We start from the raw sequence: 16,335 nt of genomic DNA, 5'->3' as shown, positions 1-16,335 counted from the left end.
TTTTTATTTTATCAATTAGAATCCCCCGGCTTTTTATCAGATTACTTTCTTATAAAAGGGCCGCTTCACTATAGAGGTCTTCATAAAGAAGAATATTTTGGATGATTAAATGCAGTACAAATTAGAGATTTTCGCTCCTGAGTCCGAGGTGATCAAGATTCGCGATGTATTGATTGAGGTGGGTGCTGGGGTGGTTGGCGAATATGACGCTGTCATCTCTGTTGTCAATATATCTGGATTTTGGCGACCTAATGGGCTCTCTAACCCGGTGACTGGGGATAAAAATAAAATTAATTTTGGTCATGAGGTGCGTATTGATGTGCGCTGTGACAAAGAGAAAGTTGCTGCGACGCTCAAAGCTATTCGTCAAATCCACCCATACGAAGAGCCTGTTATCAATGTTATAGCACTTGCCAATCATGAGTTTGAAATCTAACTGAGACCAACAACACAAAGGCGAGCTTAGAAGAAAATGAGCTTAATCGCAGCAACACATGTCATTAGCCGTATTAAGGTCTTGAATTGTTTAAGATTAAGACGCTTAAGCAGTAAATACCCTATGCCAGCACCTACTAAAAGCGCAGGTAGGGTAATCAGGCTTTGTTTGACTAAAGGCCAACTGAGAATACCTAAAGAAATGACCACGGTAATCTTGATGATATTAATGATTAAAAATACCCATGCCCGCGTCGCAACATAGCTGCTTTTACTCAGCTTTTGTTCTAATAAGTAGAGACTAATGATAGGGCCTGCTGCATTTGCCAAAATACTAATAACGCCAGCAAAAAAAGCCATAGAGCGAGAGACTGATTTAGTTTGCATAAAGCTAACCTTCTTCCAATCTAGGTAAGTGCCTAAACCTAAGGTGAAGAGAATAATGGCGCCTAGCAACTTACTAAAGGTATTGGCATCAATATGGGCAAGCAGAAATGAGCCAAGTACAATACCCAGTGCTGCCAAAGGCAATAGACGCTTTAAACTTGGCCAAGACACATCAGTGCGATAGCTACTTACTGCAAGCATATCTGCCACTAAATACATGGGTAATAACACCACAATCGCTTCTGCGCTTGGAAATGCTGTCAGAGTGAGTGTGAGAATAATGAATCCCATCCCCCCGGTTGAAAACTTAGAAATACCAGTAATAAAACCAGCAAGAAGTAATACGATTTGGCTGTTATCCATAAAGGTGCGTATGTCCTCTTAAAAGGCTGTACTTCTTTAGCCGCTAAAAAAGCGGAAGAAGTCAATTGAGTAAATTTGAATGAGGCCTATTTTAATCTGTAATATGATCGTAAGATAACGCTACTTTTCTTTTAAGATGAAAGGAATTTTCGATCATGAATAATGTGCATTTACAGGCTTTTATTGCTGTAGTCGAACAAGAAAGCTTTAGAGGGGCGGCAACTTTTTTACATAAAACGCAATCGAGTGTTAGTGCTGCGGTTTCAACTTTAGAGGAAGAGTTTGGAGTGCAGCTATTAAGTCGTGAAGCATATCGACCAGAACTGACTCTTGAAGGGAAGGTTTTTTATCAAGAGGCGCGTCAAACACTAGATAAAATGCAAGCGCTTGAGACATTAGGTCATCAGCTATCTTCAGGTGTCGGGCCGACCCTTGCTCTGACTTTTAGTGCCTCCTGTGTGCAGTTGGATGGATTAGTGCAATTACAAATGTTTGTGGAAAAACATCCTGAGATGCATTTAAACATGAGTACTGAGCATCTATCTGGCGTTTTAGAGTCTTTGCAATCGGGTAAAGCGGATATCGCCATCAGCCCAAATTATGGTTTAGGGCAAGAGTTTGAATTTGTTGAAATTGCTAAACTCAAATTAGTGACAGTGGCTGCACCTCATTTTCTCGAAAATCAGATACAGCGCATCATTCCTCAAGTCGAACTAAAAAACCGTCCTCAAGTATTAATTGAAGATTCAGGTTCATTGCACCCCATCGAAAGGTCCAATGTGATACCTAATGGCCAGCGTTGGACGGTTAATGACTATATGATCAAACAAAAGCTAATTGTTTCTGGTTTGGCTTGGTCTAGATTGCCTTACCATATGGTTGAAAAAGAGCTGAGAGAGGGAAGTGTCGAGATGATAGAAGTAGAAGACTTTGCCTCCAGTATTGTATTACCGATTTACCTTATTCGTCTAAAAAGCAATACCTCAGCTATCGCAAACAGTTTTTGGGAGTATATGATTAAACAATACCAACCAGTCTAAAGACGAGTGTCTTGGTAATGTATAAAGACGAGTGTCTTGTTAATGTAAAAAATGGACCTAAGTCGATGATTTATTTAGGCCCACTTTAGCAATAACAAACTATCTAATATGCATTAGCTACCGAGATCGGCTAGTACTATCGATTTAGCAAAGTCTTGATAAGCTGTTTCAAACTGTTTTGCCATTGGATCAGGAAATAGATGGAATTGACCTTCTGCTAAGGCTGAAATAACACCTTCGGCAACCGTATTTGCTGATTCGCCCTCTGTCATGCCTGCTTTTGCAGCCATATCAGTATCGATAGGCCCAGGGTGTACACTTAAAACTTGAATGTTTTTATCTAAAAGTTGCTCTCTTAAACCTTGAGTAATGGAATAAGATGCCGCTTTTGAGGCTGAGTAAGCATCAACGCCAGAGAAGTTGCGGATAGAAACTATGGAATTTAATTGTACAAATGCACCTCCTCCATTTGCTTCGATTACAGGCGTTAATGCCCTTGCAATTCGAACTAAACCAAATAAATTAATATCCAATTGTTGTTCTAGTGCTTGATCGAACTCCTCTTCGAATAGATCAGCAATTTCTAGAATACCTGCATTGTTAATAACGACTTCAACATCCTTTGCAGCAGCTGCAAGTGCTTTAATTTCCTCAGGATTGGCCATATCAAGCTTAAGGGTGACAACTTTATCACCATATTTTTCGACAAGGTTATAAGTGCTACTCAGGTCTCTTACGGCCAAATAAACTTTTTTAGCACCATGCTTTAACAAACTTTCAGTGATGGCTTTGCCTATGCCACGGTTTGCGCCAGTGACTAATGCCACCTTATTTTCTACTAATATGCTCATTATTAAATCCTTAAAATATGAATTGTACCGATCGGTAGGGTTGAGCTATTTTGTACCTGTCGGTATAGTTCGGTCAAGTGGTTTGATAAAAATAATTTTGGGGCAAATATGGCGGGTGGTCGTAAGAAAGAGTTTGATAAACAAGAAGCCTTAGTCGAGGCGATGAAGGTATTCTGGAAAAAGGGCTACCTGGGTGCTTCACTCACCGATTTGATTCAGGCAATGGGAATTAACAAACCAAGTATGTATGCCACTTTTGGTAATAAAGAAGCCCTTTTCTTGGCAGTGACTGAATATTATTTGACTCACTTTGCAGCACCTTCCGTCGTTTATTTATCAGATGACAGTCTTAGCCCAAAGCAAGGGTTGAAAGCATTTCTCATGGCAAGCATTGAAAATCAATGCCGTGATGACACGCCCAGAGGATGTTTTATATCCCTTTGTTCCGTCGAGGCAAAAGGAGATAATCTTCCTGAACAGGCTGAGTCTTGTATTAAAAAAGCAGGTGAAGATACCTTATTCACCTTGCATGCTTTTTTTAGCAAACATCATTTAACACATCATCAAGCAGGCTCGAAAACAGAACGACATAGTCAAACACCCCAAGATAAAGCATTGGCGGTTTTTACGTTATTGCAAGGAACAGCAACCATGGCCAAACTAGGAAAAGCCCCTAATGAATTAGAGGCAATGGTAGACATGTTGTTAGATGGTATGGAGATCTAAAGAACCTGAGATTAAGTCACCTCTTCTCAGTCTGCTCTACTTTGCGTTTATTAATTGAAAATCAGTGTAGGTATCTTTCGAGAAGTAACAACTCAAAATGTTACGTTTTCTGAAATGCCGCTTAACTACTTTTCAAAGACTTGAAGGGCGTGGCCTAAAAGCCCTATCTTTACGTTGAGGGCCTAATCAATAGAATGACTATTAAGTTGCGCCCCTCGCCATAAATCTAGCGGCTTTTATTCACACGCTGAGGCGGGTGGACTTATTCGCAGGTTCCTTAACCAATAAGCTCGATTTCTACTTTGTTTTGATAAAAAGCGAGATGGTTAATTAAGCTTTCACATTCTAAGAATGGCGATTTATAGCCCCAAGCAAGATTTTCAATGGTCTTTTTTTCAAGCATTAAGGACCAGTAGCTTGCATGCCCTTTATAAGGACAATAGGTTTTGTGCTGATTCTCAGCAAGGAGAGACATCTTGATATCTTTTACTGGAATATAAACAACCTTACTTAGCCCTGCTTCATCCAAGATAAGTAGATGACTACTCATCGCAATAACGTGTCCCTCATAGCTTACCTTTGCGGTTGTATTTGAGGGCGTGATAACAATTTTATGAAGAGGATTATCGATAAATCCCGGTGCCTTTTTAAGCATATTTAACCTCTTCTTTATCTGTTAGATAGTCGAAATCAATGGGATAGAGTGCTGTTAAAATTGACCAAAGCTCAGCTTGAAGGGCTTTATCAGTAAAGGCTTTGTTCATAGGTTTTTGATCTGTAATAGGGCCAATTGTTTTACCTTCAGGAGCACCAAGCAGGTCACCATTTTTACCTATACTGCCATCGAGGCAAGCGACTAGTTTTCTGGCTGCTAGGTTTGGACTTTGAGCCATTCCAAATTTAGACATTATTTTGAAAACGACTTTTTGTGCGAACCAATCTTGCCACTTTGGTAAACCTGATGTGCCACCTGTTCCATAAATAAATCCAGGGGTAAACCAAATAGACTCAAAGTGAGGTTGGCAAATGTGACTTAAATGTTGAGACCACAAAGCAGCAACGAGTTTAGATGTCCCCAAAGCATTCATTGGGTTGTATTTCTCTGGTGATTTTGCAAAGACATACTCTCTTAGGGATTGACCAGAATCGAAGCTAGGTTTCGCTATCATACCTTTTATGCCTCTCGCGCCTTCTCCACCAATTACAACAACTCGGGCATTATTAGAAATAAGCTGTCTTTTTAGAAGGTGAGCTAATGTGATATGTCCACCTATAACATTTTGAAAAAGTGTCTTCTCATACTCTTGGCCTTGCCAATAAAAGGTTTGACGTTGATTACCAAATACAGCACCACCTGCCCCTAAGCAAATAATATCAAAAGGTTGACTGGGCAGAAGGTTGATCGACGTTTGAATTTTAATTGGATTTGTCATGTCAAAACCTGCAATAAAATTGAGTTTTGTCTCAATATCAGTGCCTAATTCCGCCACAAGCTCTTGTTTAACTTGTTCTAGTTTGTTCTTACTTCTGCCCGCAACAGTGATCTTACCTAAATTTTGAGTTAGTAAAAGCTTAAGTGCTTCCTTGGCAAGTCCACCTGTACCTCCTGTAAAAAGGATATTCTTTGCTTGTGTTGGCATGGTTTGCCTCCTATGGATAAATGGTCTGAATAAAGGCAATCCGTGCTCAAAGTTGAATTTTTTTAAGTATATCGGATTAAAACTAATCCAAATGTTGCTTAAATGAATTTTAATGGTTCAAAAATAGACCGCGATAAACCGAAAGGAAGGAGACGAAGGGGGTGGGAGAAATAGACTTAATAGGTTCTTAATCAGGTAGCAAATGAAGCTACCTGATTCATAGGTAAGTGAGGTTTCTGCTAACGTTAAAAACTAAATACGTGCAATTAACTTTTCAGCCGCTTGCTCTGAACTTGCAGGGTTTTGGCCTGTGATAACTAAGCCATCTTCTAATGTGAATACGTGCCAGTCATCCTTTTTTTGATAGTGAGCGCCGCGCTTAATCAACTCATCTTCTAATAAGAAAGGCACGATATCTGTTAGCTGCACGGCATCTTCTTCGGTATTACTAAAACCTGTTACCGCTTTGCCTTTTACTAGGTATTCACCTTCAGCATCTTTCAGGTTTAGAAAAGCGGCGCTGGCGTGACAAACCGCAGCAATTGGTTTTTGAGCCGCTACAAAACTTTCTAATAAACGAATCGAGTCAGTATTATCGGTTAAATCCCATAATGGACCATGGCCACCTGGGTAGAAAACACCATCAAACTCATCTTGTTTTATGTCGGCTAAGACTAGGCTATTAGCCAGTTTTGCTTGAGTGTCGCTATCAGCATCAAAACGGCGCGTCGCATCGGTTTGAAAGTCTGCTAGTTCGCTTTTCGGATCAATGGGTGGCTGGCCACCTGCTGGAGACGCTAAAGTAACTTCAATGCCTGCATCAATAAAAGCGTAATAAGGGGCTGCAAACTCTTCTACCCAAAAACCTGTTTTTTCGCCTGTATTACCTAACTCTGAATGGGAGGTTAGCACCATAAGTACGGATTTAGTTGTCATGTTTTTATCCTAATAATTGTTAAAAATTTAAATATACATATCGAATGACAGGCAGTTTAGAGCTAAGAGGTATATTTAACAATGAGAGTAAATTTGACTTCATTGGTTTAATTATTGATACAATTGGGTGTGACGCTTTTAAATAAAAGCCCTTAATAAAAGCGCTTAATAAAAGCCCTATTAGATTTACAGATGTGAGGTAAGGTGATGGATGTGTCATTTGAGCAACTAAAAAGTATGGTGGTGTTTGCTCAAGTTGTAGAGCAGGGAAGCTTGGTGGGTGCCGCCAAGCACCTATCTTTATCAAGAGCGGTAGTCAGCTACCACCTTAAAAAGCTAGAACAGCAACTAGGTGTGAAACTCCTTAACCGATCCACTCGTTCAATAGGCTTAACCCAAGAGGGGGAGGTTTATTATCAAAGGTGTCGCGTTATTGCTCAACAAGCCCATGAGGCCAACCAAGCCATTGAAAACCTAAAAGACGAGCCAGAAGGTTTGCTTAAAATCACTTGTCCTGTGAATGTTGGGTTACAGCTTATCGTGCCTGCTCTAAATGGCTTTCGAGACCTTTACCCAAAAATAGAGCTCGACCTCATGCTAAGTGATGACGTGGTTAATATCATGAAACAAGGTATCGATTTGGCGATTCGTGGGGCCGAGTTAACAGACTCAGGTTTACAGGCAAGTAAGCTTGCCAGTCTGCAAAACTGTTTATGTGCTGCCCCTTCATACCTCAATAAACAAGGGCGACCTAATACGCCAGACGACTTGGTTCAGCATGATTGGGTTGTTTACAAATTAGCGGCAAATAGCGTGAGTTTAACTAAGGGGAACCGTTTTTTTGATATCAAGGTTAGCGGCAGCATTAGCACTAATAATGCCGCAGCACGTACTGCCTTTATTGAAGCGGGCCAAGGTATAGGGCGAGTTCCCTTGTATGATGCTGGCCCTAAAATCAAAGCCGGAAAACTAGAACGAGTATTAGCCTCTTATAAATTATCTGACATCGAACTCTATGCGGTATTTCCTCCAGGGACAGGCGAGACTAAAAAACTCAGGCTCTTGCTCGATTATTTAAAGTCTCATTTAGCAAAATTAGCGACCTATTAAACTCCTTATTAGCAAGGTTTAGCTTTGATGCTTCATTTGAGTGGCGTAACTGATACTGATAAAAATGAGGGTACCGCCTATTGCTTGTACCCAGGTAAAGCCTTCTCCTAAGAAGATAATGGCAAATAGGGCGCCAAATAAAGGCTCGCTTCCCATGAGTAGTGATACCTTGGTCGCTGAAATTCGACGTACTGCGTAGTTTTGAATGAAAAAAGCGAAGAGAGTGCAAAAGAGTACTAAGTACAGGCTGATCAGCCAAAAACGGGGATCTTTCGGCAGCTGTATGTGTTCTATTGATAGACTGATAAAGGCCAAGGCTAACGCACCCAAACCCACAATAAGAGATTGAATCGAGGTTAAGCTTAAGTTGGTAATTGCTTTATTCTGGCATAAAGCTTTAGTGAGAATGACCATTAATCCTCTTAGAAAAGCCGCCCCTAAAATTAGCCAATCTCCCTGATTCATGGTGATATCCAAACCGCCTTTATAGGTGAGTGCGATCACACCTATAAGGCTCATGAAGGCTAATAAATAGAGCCTTTTATCCACTTTCTGTTTGGATAAAAAGCCTTCTAAGCCAGCTGTAATTATGATGGAAAGGCTGATTAAAAAAGCGGCATTGGCTGCGCTAGTGAGAGAGACCCCATAGACTTCACAACAAAAAATACCTAAGAGTAAAAAGCCTGTGGGTAAAGCTATCGGCCAATCTTTGTTAAGCCCTGCCTTAAAGTCCTTCACAGTGACATAAAGCAATATTAAATGGGTTGAAAGAAAGCGAATGGCGATGAATAAAAGTACGGAAGTGTAGATTAAAGCAGACTTGGTGAGTCCATAACTGGTTCCCCAGAATAGGGCAACGAGCAATAAGAGCAGCTCTTCTTTAACGAAGAATCTGAGTACAGGGTGAGTCATGGTTAAGCTTTTCATAAGCGTCTCTTGATCGATTTATGTCCTTCAAGCTGAGGGAAATAAATAAGGTGGATTGACAAGAGATAGGTTAATTAATAACTTCAAGGAGATAATCTAGTAAAAATGCAAAGGATAATTGTGTTATGGATACAAATGAGGTGATCTCTTTATTAACAGAAATGGCTGTTTTTGTGGCAGTGGTTGAGCATGAGAGCTTCTCTAAAGCGGGTGAAAAGCTGAATTTAGCTCCCTCTTCAATCAGTCGTTCTATTGCCAAATTGGAAGCGGCATTTGGTACCAAGCTGTTAGAAAGGACCACGCGAAAAGTCAAACTTAACCCGAAAGGGGCACAAGTCTTTGAGCAATGCCAGTCCATGTTAGCGTCGGCCAAGCTAGCGGCAAATGTGGCCCAGTCTATGGCTGGAGAAGTGTCTGGTGTATTGCGTGTTGCAGCACCGAAAGCCTTTGCAAAACAGGTCATTAGCCCAATAGCTTTAGATTTTGCTGAGGCTTATCCTAAAGTCAGAGTGAAGCTTATGGCGGTTGATCATTTTATTGATCCAATCAGTGACGAGGTTGACGTGATTATTCACTTTACCCAGCATCCAATTGAAGGTCTAGTGGCTAAACATTTATCGACAACCACGCTCATCTTATGTGCCAGCCCCGATTATTTGGCCAAAAATGGCATACCTAAAACCCCTGATGATTTAACACAGCATGATTGCATCACCCTAGGAGAAGTGGCGGGAGATGATATTTGGCGTTTTCAAAAAGGCGGTGAAAAAATCAAGGTTCAAGTGGCTGAAGCCTTCTCAGTTAATCACACTCAAATCAGACGTGATGCAGCATTGAGGGGCCTTGGCATTGCAAGCTTTCCTGACTTTGCTATTCAAGAAACGATAGCAAGGGGTGAGCTCATTCCTATTTTATCCGATTGGCAGGTCTTGGAAAGATACCAAGGGGATATTGTTGCTCAATATGCGCAGTCAAAATTTGTCCCTGTCCAAATTCGTACATTTATCGAATTTTTACATGCCAGATTTTAGTTTTCATTGAGTGCTTTTTACGCTCTTAAGAAGAGAGAGGCTTTCTCTCTTTCTGGCTTCCTTTTTTTAATGCCATTGCATCGCGAATATTTAAACTCATTAAGGTTAAATTAATAAAGCCTGCAAACAGTTCAAGGGTTTGAATGGCATAGTAGAGGCTATTAAATTCACCGTTTAAGGCAAGCTCCCTTAAAAAATAGGCGGCAGGTAAGAGAATAAGGAGACCGTTTAATGCAACCAATGGCATCCGTTTTTTCTTTGCACCAATAGGGCCAGAAGTGACTTTGGGGGCCATTTTTACCCCTGTCATACCTGTGATTGCCATTAAAGGGATGAGTAACCAGATGCTATAAAAAATGCCATTTTTAACGATTAAAACGGATTCTTGATTGCCAAACATGTCAAATAGCAATGAGCTACTAAAAAAGCAGGCGATTAAAATAAAGCAAATGAGGGCGGATGTTTTATGAACAAGTGCTGTTAAATTTTTCATAATTAAGCCTATATAATATATTTGATTATGCAATTGTTGCTTATGCAACTATTGTTTGTCAAATATTTATACTTGCATTCAGGTATTTTTTTGCTTTTCATTAGTAGAGATAAAGCATTAAAAGATAAGTTTTAGCGATATTTTTTGACTTCTTGAATGTTAGGCTCCTTAATATATGGGCCTTTTTTCCCCAATAATGGTTAGGAAAACGAATGGAATTTGATCGAGAGACCAGCTTTGGCTGGATGATAAATGTGTTAGCAAGCCAAGCTGCTAAAAAGCTAGAAGCCCAATTAAAAGCGCATAACTTAACTGTTGCACTTTGGCCAACCTTGATGTGCCTTTGGGAAGAAGAAGGAGTGACACAAAGTGAAATTGCAGCGAAATCAAAGGTGGAAAATTCAACGACAACCCGTACTTTAGATAAGCTTGAAAACTTAGGGTTAGTAGAAAGGCGAGCCGACCCGAAGAGTCGTCGTAGCTTTCGTATTTACTTAACTGAAAAAGGCAGAGCCACTAAAAAAACCATTACGCCGCTCCCCATATCAGTAAATCAGGAGATGCTCAGTTGCTTAGAAGCAGAGGAAGAGGCAGAATTAATTAGAATATTACAAAAAATGGTGTCCGTTTTTTGATGTTGATTTTTGAGTTCCTTTTTTAAGAGAACAAAGAGGTGTGATCAGTGAGAAAAATAAAAACCGTACTGATTTATATAATGTTTATTAGCTTAACTAATCTAGCGTTCGCTTCACCGACCAGCCATGACTTTAAAAAATGTCAGAAGTTAGCCGTTTCTTTTTTAGATTATTGTCTTAAAGGAAATGAAAAAAGTTGCTGGCAAAGATCAGAAGAAAACCATGAAGCCTGTCGTATTCAAGTCATTAAACTTTATGAAGAGATGACACCACAGCGAAAAGCGGAAGAGATGAGGATAAAGTTATTAAACCAATCCACATAGCACTTTTTAACCACAGATAGCCAAGTTAGAGATAAGGTTAATGCGACTAGATAAATTTATTTGTAAGAGTACTAACCTTAATAAAGAACAAGCCCAAGCCCAAATTCAAGCCGGCATAGTCAAAATTAATAATGACATCGTCTGTGATATCAAAGCGCAAGTTCATGCAAACAATCAGGTTAGGCTTGATAATCGTTTGCTCTATTTGAGACCGTTTCGCTATATCTTATTTCATAAGCCTGCTAATACTATTTGTTCCAACCTTGATGAAAATTATCCCTCCCTTTTTAACTTTCTCGATATTGAGTATCTTGATGAATTACATATTGTTGGCCGTCTCGATGTTGATACCACCGGCATGGTCTTGATTACCGATGACGGTCATTGGTCGTTTAATATCACAAGACCAGAAAAACAGTGTGTTAAAGAGTATCGAGTGAGCCTGTCTCAGACACTTGACGAGAGCGCAATTGAGCAATTTAAATATGGACTAAAGTTGCAGGGTGAGGCAGAACTTACTCTACCAGCAAGGCTGACTTTTATTGATGATAAGAATGTGGTGCTGGGTATTACCCAAGGTAAATTCCATCAGGTGAAGCGTATGTTCGCGGCTTTAGGTAATCGTGTTGTTCGCTTACATCGACAAGCAATAGGCTCAGTGACGCTAGATGTCGCTGAAGGCCAGTGGCGTTATCTCACTGAGGCCGAAGTTGCCAGTTTTAGTGCCCCTTAAGATTAGGAGAAACCTTGAAACAAGCGATTAAGGCTTATCATCTCGACGAAGAAGGTGATTGGGTTGCGGTGTTAGTCTGTGGTCATTTTCAACATGTGCGTCACAAACCCCCTTTTATCAATCGCCCTTGGGTGATTACAGAAGAAGGACGAAATAATATGTTAGGCCATCGTTTAAACTGCAAAAAATGCGATCTAGGTGTCGCAAAAGATGAAACGAATTGAGCTTAAATCTTTTTAGCTTTGTGCTTTAAAACCAATACGAAAGGCGCCCCAGTGTTTTCCGTTTACAAAAATAGGGGCAGAGACATCATGCATGACTTCTCCCGTATCCCGTTTATAAGTTTGTAATAAGAAACTTTGCTGATGTTTAGCACAACGAATGCCGGTCGCATCGTTAAACAAACGCTTTGTACGATTGTTTTGCATATCTTGTTGATAATCACCCGTTAGAGGTTGGCTGAAAATCTTGTTATGGGTCGGAAAATAGCCATTTACATCCACAGCACCGGCATAAATCATTGCGTCAAATTCCGCCAATAAAGGCTCTTGAATAGCGGGGAGTACTTGGTCGGTGAAGGCATCAAACTTGGTTGAATATTTGGCTGGATTGGTATTGGGAATCGCTTGATACTCATGATCAAACAGGTCCGTTAAACTAATTTCCAAATTAGCCACTTTATGGTCAAATAATTGCCCTATTTTTTGTGCCGTTAGTTGTGCTTGTGTACATAGGGTTTCGATCAGCGAGTGGGTATTGAATTGAGCTAAATGCCCAAAAATTGACTCTGTACTTTGCGATAATATATTGGCTTGTTTAGACACAGATTGCGTGTCTTTGCTGGTATCGAGTAAAAAGCTATGTAACTTAGTAATGGCTTGGGATATTTCATTTGAGCTTAGTTCTTGTTCTTGAAGTGCCAAACTGATTTGTCCGCTAGCATGTGAGGTATCTGAGCTTAGGGTATTGATCTGATTTAAGCTGGTTTGTAATGAACTCATGCTAGTGACAGCATGCATTGCCTGTTCGACCGTATTATTCATGACAAGGGCAGTTTGGCCTGTGTCACTCTTCATTTGATTCAATGTTTTCTCAATCTGATCAGTGGCTTGGGATGTTTTCGACGCCAATGCCCGCACTTCATCTGCGACTACGGCAAAACCCCGACCATGCTCTCCTGCTCGGGCGGCCTCTATGGCAGCATTTAGGGCTAATAAGTTAGTTTGTTCTGAAATAGAGTCGATAAAGTTCGTGATTTTTTGCACTTCTTGGGCGTTATTGGAAAGGGCATTAATTTTATTGGAAACATCAAGAATGGTGTGATGCAGACCATTGATTAGATCAAGATTAGTATCCACCACCGCCATTGAGCTAGAGCAGGCCTTACTGGTCGCTTTTGCCTGTTGTGATGCCAGAGCAGCATTGTCATTTATGGCCTTAGTATTGGAACTCATTTGCTCTGCTGCGGTAGCCAGGCTATCCACATTATCACCAGAATGATGAATCGCATTGGCTAATTGCTCGAGAAAGTAACCTACTTCAGCGGAATTAATAGCAAGCTCACTGGCCTTTAGTTCAATAGATTGACCTGCCAGGGTAATTTGTTGATCTTGGTACTGGCAGAGTTGAACCAGAGATTGGGAGTTGTCTTGTAATGCTAAGCTTTGCCTTAAGGTTGCTTCTTGCTTTTGTTGAGGGCCATATATAAAGAGTAAATGCGTAATAAAAACGAGCACAGCTGAACTGATAAAGATTAAAAAAACACCACTTATCTGAGTCTCCATCAGGTTAAAAATAAAGACCGAAAAGAGGCTAATGATCAGAGCGAGCATTAGATTAATGAAAATAGTGCGTGTAGACATCAAACTCATGATGGCACTCCATTTGTAAATAAATGATCACAATAGCCTCCTTTTAATTACAAATATTCACAATAAGACTTTAGTATTATCATTACTGATTGATTCCTATTTAAAAATTTCACACCCTAAAGTGAGTGGAGTTCACTTTCATGGTCTTTTTTTAAAGCCCCTTTTAAAGACCTTAATTAAAGGACGCTTTTTAATGGTTATTTATCACCCTCTTTTTTAGAGAAGCAAGAAGGTGACTTTAATGACTAACTAAGGACGACTAATTAAGGATGAGTAATTAAGGATGAGTAATTAAGGATGAGTAATTAAGGATAGCTATTACAATAGGTGGCAGGATTTCATATGATCAAGCTCAGCCGCTTTTCTTGGATTCTCTAAAAAGCTGTTAAAAATAAATAGAGTAAAAAGTAGCTCAAAAAACTGTAAAGCAAATAATGCTCTGTTTAAGGTTTGAATGGAGCAAGGATAGAAGGGAATGAGCCATATTATGCTTAAAGCACTAACTTAGTGCTGCAATCTAGGGTGATACTAGGATTTTTAAGTGTTAAATGGCTCGTTAAGTATTAATTGGCTCGTGAAGTGTTAAATGATTAGGAGAGTCAGAGTGATCAGTGCATATCATATCTACTTTATGAAGAGCAAAAGGCTAAAGCGCTTGATTCTCTTGTCAGGTTTTAGGTTATTTTTATGTTTGTTGTTCATTGGGTTGGCGAGTACATCATCTCAAGCTGATCAGGGTAGCATTCAAGCTGATAGAGCGCATTTAATTGGTGAATCACCTTGGCAACGCTGGAAAACCTCAGACAGTTTGAGTGTGTATTATCGGGACTATAAAGAGACAGGCTTAATCGAAATCAAAGCACAAGCAAGGTTGCAGTCTAGCTTATCCGGCTTCTTATTATTTTTACAAGATTATCCCTTGATTCCCAACTGGCTAGAAAATGCTAAAAGTGCGGATCTAATTGAGCAAACCAATGATACTGAAAACCTTTTTGTCACATCTTTTTATGGCATTTGGCCTGTGTCAGAAAGAGAGATGGTGATTCGCTCTCGTTATTGGCAAAACTCGGATTTATCGGTTGAACTTCAAGTGGAAGACGCTGCCCATGAAGTCCCTAACCCTGATCATGTTATTCGTATAAAAATTGAAAAAGCCCACTGGATTTTAACACCGCTTGCCCAAGGGAAGATAAAGATAAAGTATATTATCGTGGCGGATCCTATGGGGAAAGTACCACTTTGGATTGCCAACAAGGTCGCATTAAGGTCAATGTGGAACACACTTAATGCGTTAGAAACACAGCTCGCCTTATCTGTGTGGCAACACATGCCGATTCCAGGGATCATTGAGCCTGCTAGATAATGAGAAAACTGAAAAAATGAAAAAGCTAAGAGAGACAAGCTAATCCTAGGTGCCAACAAAAGTGATAATATAGCCCCATCTTTATTCGCCTAATAATCAGATCCTACTAGAACGCCATGACAGACAGCAAGAAACAAACCGCTTCAAAAAACAGAATTAGAGACTTGAAAGGTTTTGGGCCGAAAAGTGAAGAAATCTTCGCCAAAGTCGATATTCACAGCGTCGAAGATTTCATGAATGCAGAGCCTTTTGCGCTTTATGCCAAGTTAAAGCGTGAGGTAAAAGGCACAGGCCTTAATTCAATTTATGCCATCATTGGCGCAAGAGAAGATCGGCATTGGCAAGAAGTGGCCCGTACCCAAAAATCCGAAATACTCATGCGTTTAGATGATATGGGCCTAGCGCCAAAGTAAGCTAACTATTTTAAGAGAGCCAAAATGTACACGAATAAAGATTTAAACGACGCGATAGAGAAGGGTATTTTTACCCAATCTGCGGTTGATGAGTTTAGGCTCAGTGTTTCTAAAGAGAAGAATACCCCTTTGGTAGATGAAGAAAATTTTCGTTTAGTGGGGGGCTTTAACGACATTTTTGTCGTGATTGCCTGTGTATTAGTGCTTTTTTCGTCCCTTTGGATGATAGAGACAGCAAGCTCTGTTTTGAGTTATTTGATTTTTTCTGTACTGGCTTGGGGGTTGGCTGAGTTTTTTGTGCTTAAACGCAAAATGGCATTGCCAGCAATTGCCTTATTATTATCTTTTGTAGGTGGTGTCTTTGCCTTAGGTTTGGCGCTATTCGCTGATTTAGCGTTTGAGAGTGCTTCTGCCATTGCCGCTGCCATGGCTTCAATTGCGGCGCTTGTCCATTGGAAGCGTTTTCGAGTGCCTATTACTGTCGCAGCAGGTACTGCAGCAATGGTGACCCTTGTGATTGGATTATTGTTATCAAACTTTCCAGCGGCCCAAGATGCCTTATTAGTCATCTTATTTATTTGCGGGCTGATGAGCTTTAGCCTTGCCATGATATGGGATGCTCAAGATAGAAAGCGTATTAATCATAAATCCGATGTGGCTTTTTGGTTACACCTTATTGCAGCGCCTTTGATTATTCATCCTGTGTTTACTGGTTTAGGAATAAGTGAAGGGAGTCAAAGTATTGCGGGTATGCTGGTAATCATTCTGCTTTATTTGTTAATGACTGTGATTTCGTTAGTGGTCGACAGGCGAGCATTTATGGTCTCATCGCTTGCTTATGTCATTTATGCTATCTCTGATGTATTAGAGGCTTACGGGGATTTAAGTTATGGACTGGCTTTAACTGGGGTCTTGATTGGGAGCGCCTTATTATTACTCTCTGCCTTCTGGCAAAAAGCACGAGTGGCTTTGGTGGCTAAATTACCTGAGAAAGTGCAAGGTTTTGTGCCAGTATTACCAGGTGTCTTTCTATAAGGGCTAATAAAAGAGCGAAAAAA

The 16,335-nt window shown here is 40.2% G+C and carries 20 protein-coding genes; 12 read left to right on the top strand and 8 right to left on the bottom strand.

What is annotated here, in order from left to right:
• Positions 1–109: 109 nt before the first annotated feature.
• Positions 110–436: a hypothetical protein gene (locus MED121_RS03295; RefSeq protein WP_009832183.1), complete on the top strand. Its 327-nt coding sequence runs from the start codon at positions 110–112 to the stop codon at positions 434–436.
• A gap of 26 nt (positions 437–462) precedes the next feature.
• Here MED121_RS03295 and MED121_RS03290 read toward each other — a convergent pair whose 3' ends face one another.
• On the bottom strand, positions 463–1,185 hold the full coding sequence (locus MED121_RS03290) for a sulfite exporter TauE/SafE family protein (protein WP_009832182.1): 723 nt from the start codon (positions 1,183–1,185) through the stop codon (positions 463–465).
• Positions 1,186–1,340: 155 nt separating this feature from the next.
• Between MED121_RS03290 and MED121_RS03285 the strand changes: the two genes are divergently transcribed.
• Positions 1,341–2,225: a LysR family transcriptional regulator gene (locus MED121_RS03285; protein WP_009832181.1), complete on the top strand. Its 885-nt coding sequence runs from the start codon at positions 1,341–1,343 to the stop codon at positions 2,223–2,225.
• A gap of 113 nt (positions 2,226–2,338) precedes the next feature.
• On the opposite strand, the gene MED121_RS03280 is transcribed toward MED121_RS03285, so the two are convergent.
• A complete protein-coding gene (locus MED121_RS03280; RefSeq protein ID WP_009832180.1) occupies positions 2,339–3,076 on the bottom strand; it encodes an SDR family oxidoreductase in 738 nt (245 codons plus the stop codon).
• Between the two features lie 108 nt (positions 3,077–3,184).
• On the opposite strand from MED121_RS03280, the gene MED121_RS03275 reads away from it, so the two are divergent.
• Positions 3,185–3,802, top strand: coding sequence for a TetR/AcrR family transcriptional regulator (locus MED121_RS03275; RefSeq protein ID WP_009832179.1), 618 nt, complete (start codon positions 3,185–3,187; stop codon positions 3,800–3,802).
• A 277-nt stretch (positions 3,803–4,079) separates the two neighbouring features.
• Here the strand turns inward: MED121_RS03275 and MED121_RS03270 are convergent, their stop codons facing one another.
• The 3 genes from MED121_RS03270 to MED121_RS03260 form a co-directional block, all read right to left on the bottom strand.
• Positions 4,080–4,457: a DUF427 domain-containing protein gene (locus tag MED121_RS03270; protein WP_009832178.1), complete on the bottom strand. Its 378-nt coding sequence runs from the start codon at positions 4,455–4,457 to the stop codon at positions 4,080–4,082.
• Positions 4,450–5,442 (bottom strand): SDR family NAD(P)-dependent oxidoreductase, encoded by a 993-nt coding sequence (locus MED121_RS03265; RefSeq protein ID WP_009832177.1) that lies wholly within the window; start codon positions 5,440–5,442, stop codon positions 4,450–4,452. The genes MED121_RS03270 and MED121_RS03265 overlap by 8 nt, the downstream gene beginning before the upstream one ends.
• A gap of 252 nt (positions 5,443–5,694) precedes the next feature.
• Positions 5,695–6,378 (bottom strand): type 1 glutamine amidotransferase domain-containing protein, encoded by a 684-nt coding sequence (locus MED121_RS03260; RefSeq protein WP_036178620.1) that lies wholly within the window; start codon positions 6,376–6,378, stop codon positions 5,695–5,697.
• Positions 6,379–6,585: 207 nt separating this feature from the next.
• Between MED121_RS03260 and MED121_RS03255 the strand changes: the two genes are divergently transcribed.
• A complete protein-coding gene (locus MED121_RS03255; RefSeq protein WP_009832174.1) occupies positions 6,586–7,488 on the top strand; it encodes a LysR family transcriptional regulator in 903 nt (300 codons plus the stop codon).
• Between the two features lie 18 nt (positions 7,489–7,506).
• On the opposite strand, the gene MED121_RS03250 is transcribed toward MED121_RS03255, so the two are convergent.
• Positions 7,507–8,415, bottom strand: a complete 909-nt coding sequence (locus MED121_RS03250) for an EamA family transporter (RefSeq protein WP_009832173.1) — start codon at positions 8,413–8,415, stop codon at positions 7,507–7,509.
• Positions 8,416–8,540: 125 nt separating this feature from the next.
• Here MED121_RS03250 and MED121_RS03245 point away from each other — a divergent pair, with 125 nt between their 5' ends.
• Complete coding sequence (locus tag MED121_RS03245; protein WP_009832172.1) at positions 8,541–9,446, top strand: LysR family transcriptional regulator; 906 nt, start codon at positions 8,541–8,543, stop codon at positions 9,444–9,446.
• Between the two features lie 25 nt (positions 9,447–9,471).
• On the opposite strand, the gene MED121_RS03240 is transcribed toward MED121_RS03245, so the two are convergent.
• Positions 9,472–9,939: a hypothetical protein gene (locus MED121_RS03240; RefSeq protein ID WP_009832171.1), complete on the bottom strand. Its 468-nt coding sequence runs from the start codon at positions 9,937–9,939 to the stop codon at positions 9,472–9,474.
• Positions 9,940–10,151: 212 nt separating this feature from the next.
• Between MED121_RS03240 and MED121_RS03235 the strand changes: the two genes are divergently transcribed.
• The 4 genes from MED121_RS03235 to MED121_RS03220 are packed head-to-tail and all read left to right on the top strand — an operon-like array spanning position 10,152 to position 11,854.
• Positions 10,152–10,574 carry a MarR family transcriptional regulator gene (locus MED121_RS03235; RefSeq protein WP_009832170.1) on the top strand — a complete coding sequence of 141 codons (423 nt, stop codon included), beginning with the start codon at positions 10,152–10,154 and terminating at the stop codon, positions 10,572–10,574.
• 47 nt (positions 10,575–10,621) lie between these two features.
• The gene (locus MED121_RS03230; protein ID WP_036178617.1) at positions 10,622–10,897 is read left to right on the top strand and encodes a hypothetical protein; all 276 of its coding nucleotides are present in this window, start codon (positions 10,622–10,624) and stop codon (positions 10,895–10,897) included.
• Between the two features lie 40 nt (positions 10,898–10,937).
• A complete protein-coding gene (locus MED121_RS03225; RefSeq protein WP_009832168.1) occupies positions 10,938–11,630 on the top strand; it encodes a pseudouridine synthase in 693 nt (230 codons plus the stop codon).
• A gap of 14 nt (positions 11,631–11,644) precedes the next feature.
• Positions 11,645–11,854, top strand: a complete 210-nt coding sequence (locus MED121_RS03220) for a DUF3565 domain-containing protein (protein WP_009832167.1) — start codon at positions 11,645–11,647, stop codon at positions 11,852–11,854.
• A gap of 12 nt (positions 11,855–11,866) precedes the next feature.
• Here the strand turns inward: MED121_RS03220 and MED121_RS03215 are convergent, their stop codons facing one another.
• Positions 11,867–13,501 carry a methyl-accepting chemotaxis protein gene (locus tag MED121_RS03215; RefSeq protein ID WP_009832166.1) on the bottom strand — a complete coding sequence of 545 codons (1,635 nt, stop codon included), beginning with the start codon at positions 13,499–13,501 and terminating at the stop codon, positions 11,867–11,869.
• Between the two features lie 604 nt (positions 13,502–14,105).
• On the opposite strand from MED121_RS03215, the gene MED121_RS03210 reads away from it, so the two are divergent.
• The 3 genes from MED121_RS03210 (at position 14,106) to MED121_RS03200 (ending at position 16,312) form a co-directional block, all read left to right on the top strand.
• Positions 14,106–14,864, top strand: a complete 759-nt coding sequence (locus tag MED121_RS03210) for an START domain-containing protein (protein ID WP_036178614.1) — start codon at positions 14,106–14,108, stop codon at positions 14,862–14,864.
• A gap of 116 nt (positions 14,865–14,980) precedes the next feature.
• On the top strand, positions 14,981–15,277 hold the full coding sequence (locus MED121_RS03205) for a TfoX/Sxy family DNA transformation protein (RefSeq protein WP_009832164.1): 297 nt from the start codon (positions 14,981–14,983) through the stop codon (positions 15,275–15,277).
• Positions 15,278–15,301: 24 nt separating this feature from the next.
• Positions 15,302–16,312: a hypothetical protein gene (locus MED121_RS03200; protein ID WP_009832163.1), complete on the top strand. Its 1,011-nt coding sequence runs from the start codon at positions 15,302–15,304 to the stop codon at positions 16,310–16,312.
• The last annotated feature ends 23 nt before the right edge of the window (positions 16,313–16,335 follow it).

The organism is Marinomonas sp. MED121 (assembly GCF_000153025.1).
Classification (GTDB): Bacteria; Pseudomonadota; Gammaproteobacteria; order Pseudomonadales; family Marinomonadaceae; genus Marinomonas.
This window is presented reverse-complemented; position numbering and strand designations above follow the sequence as displayed.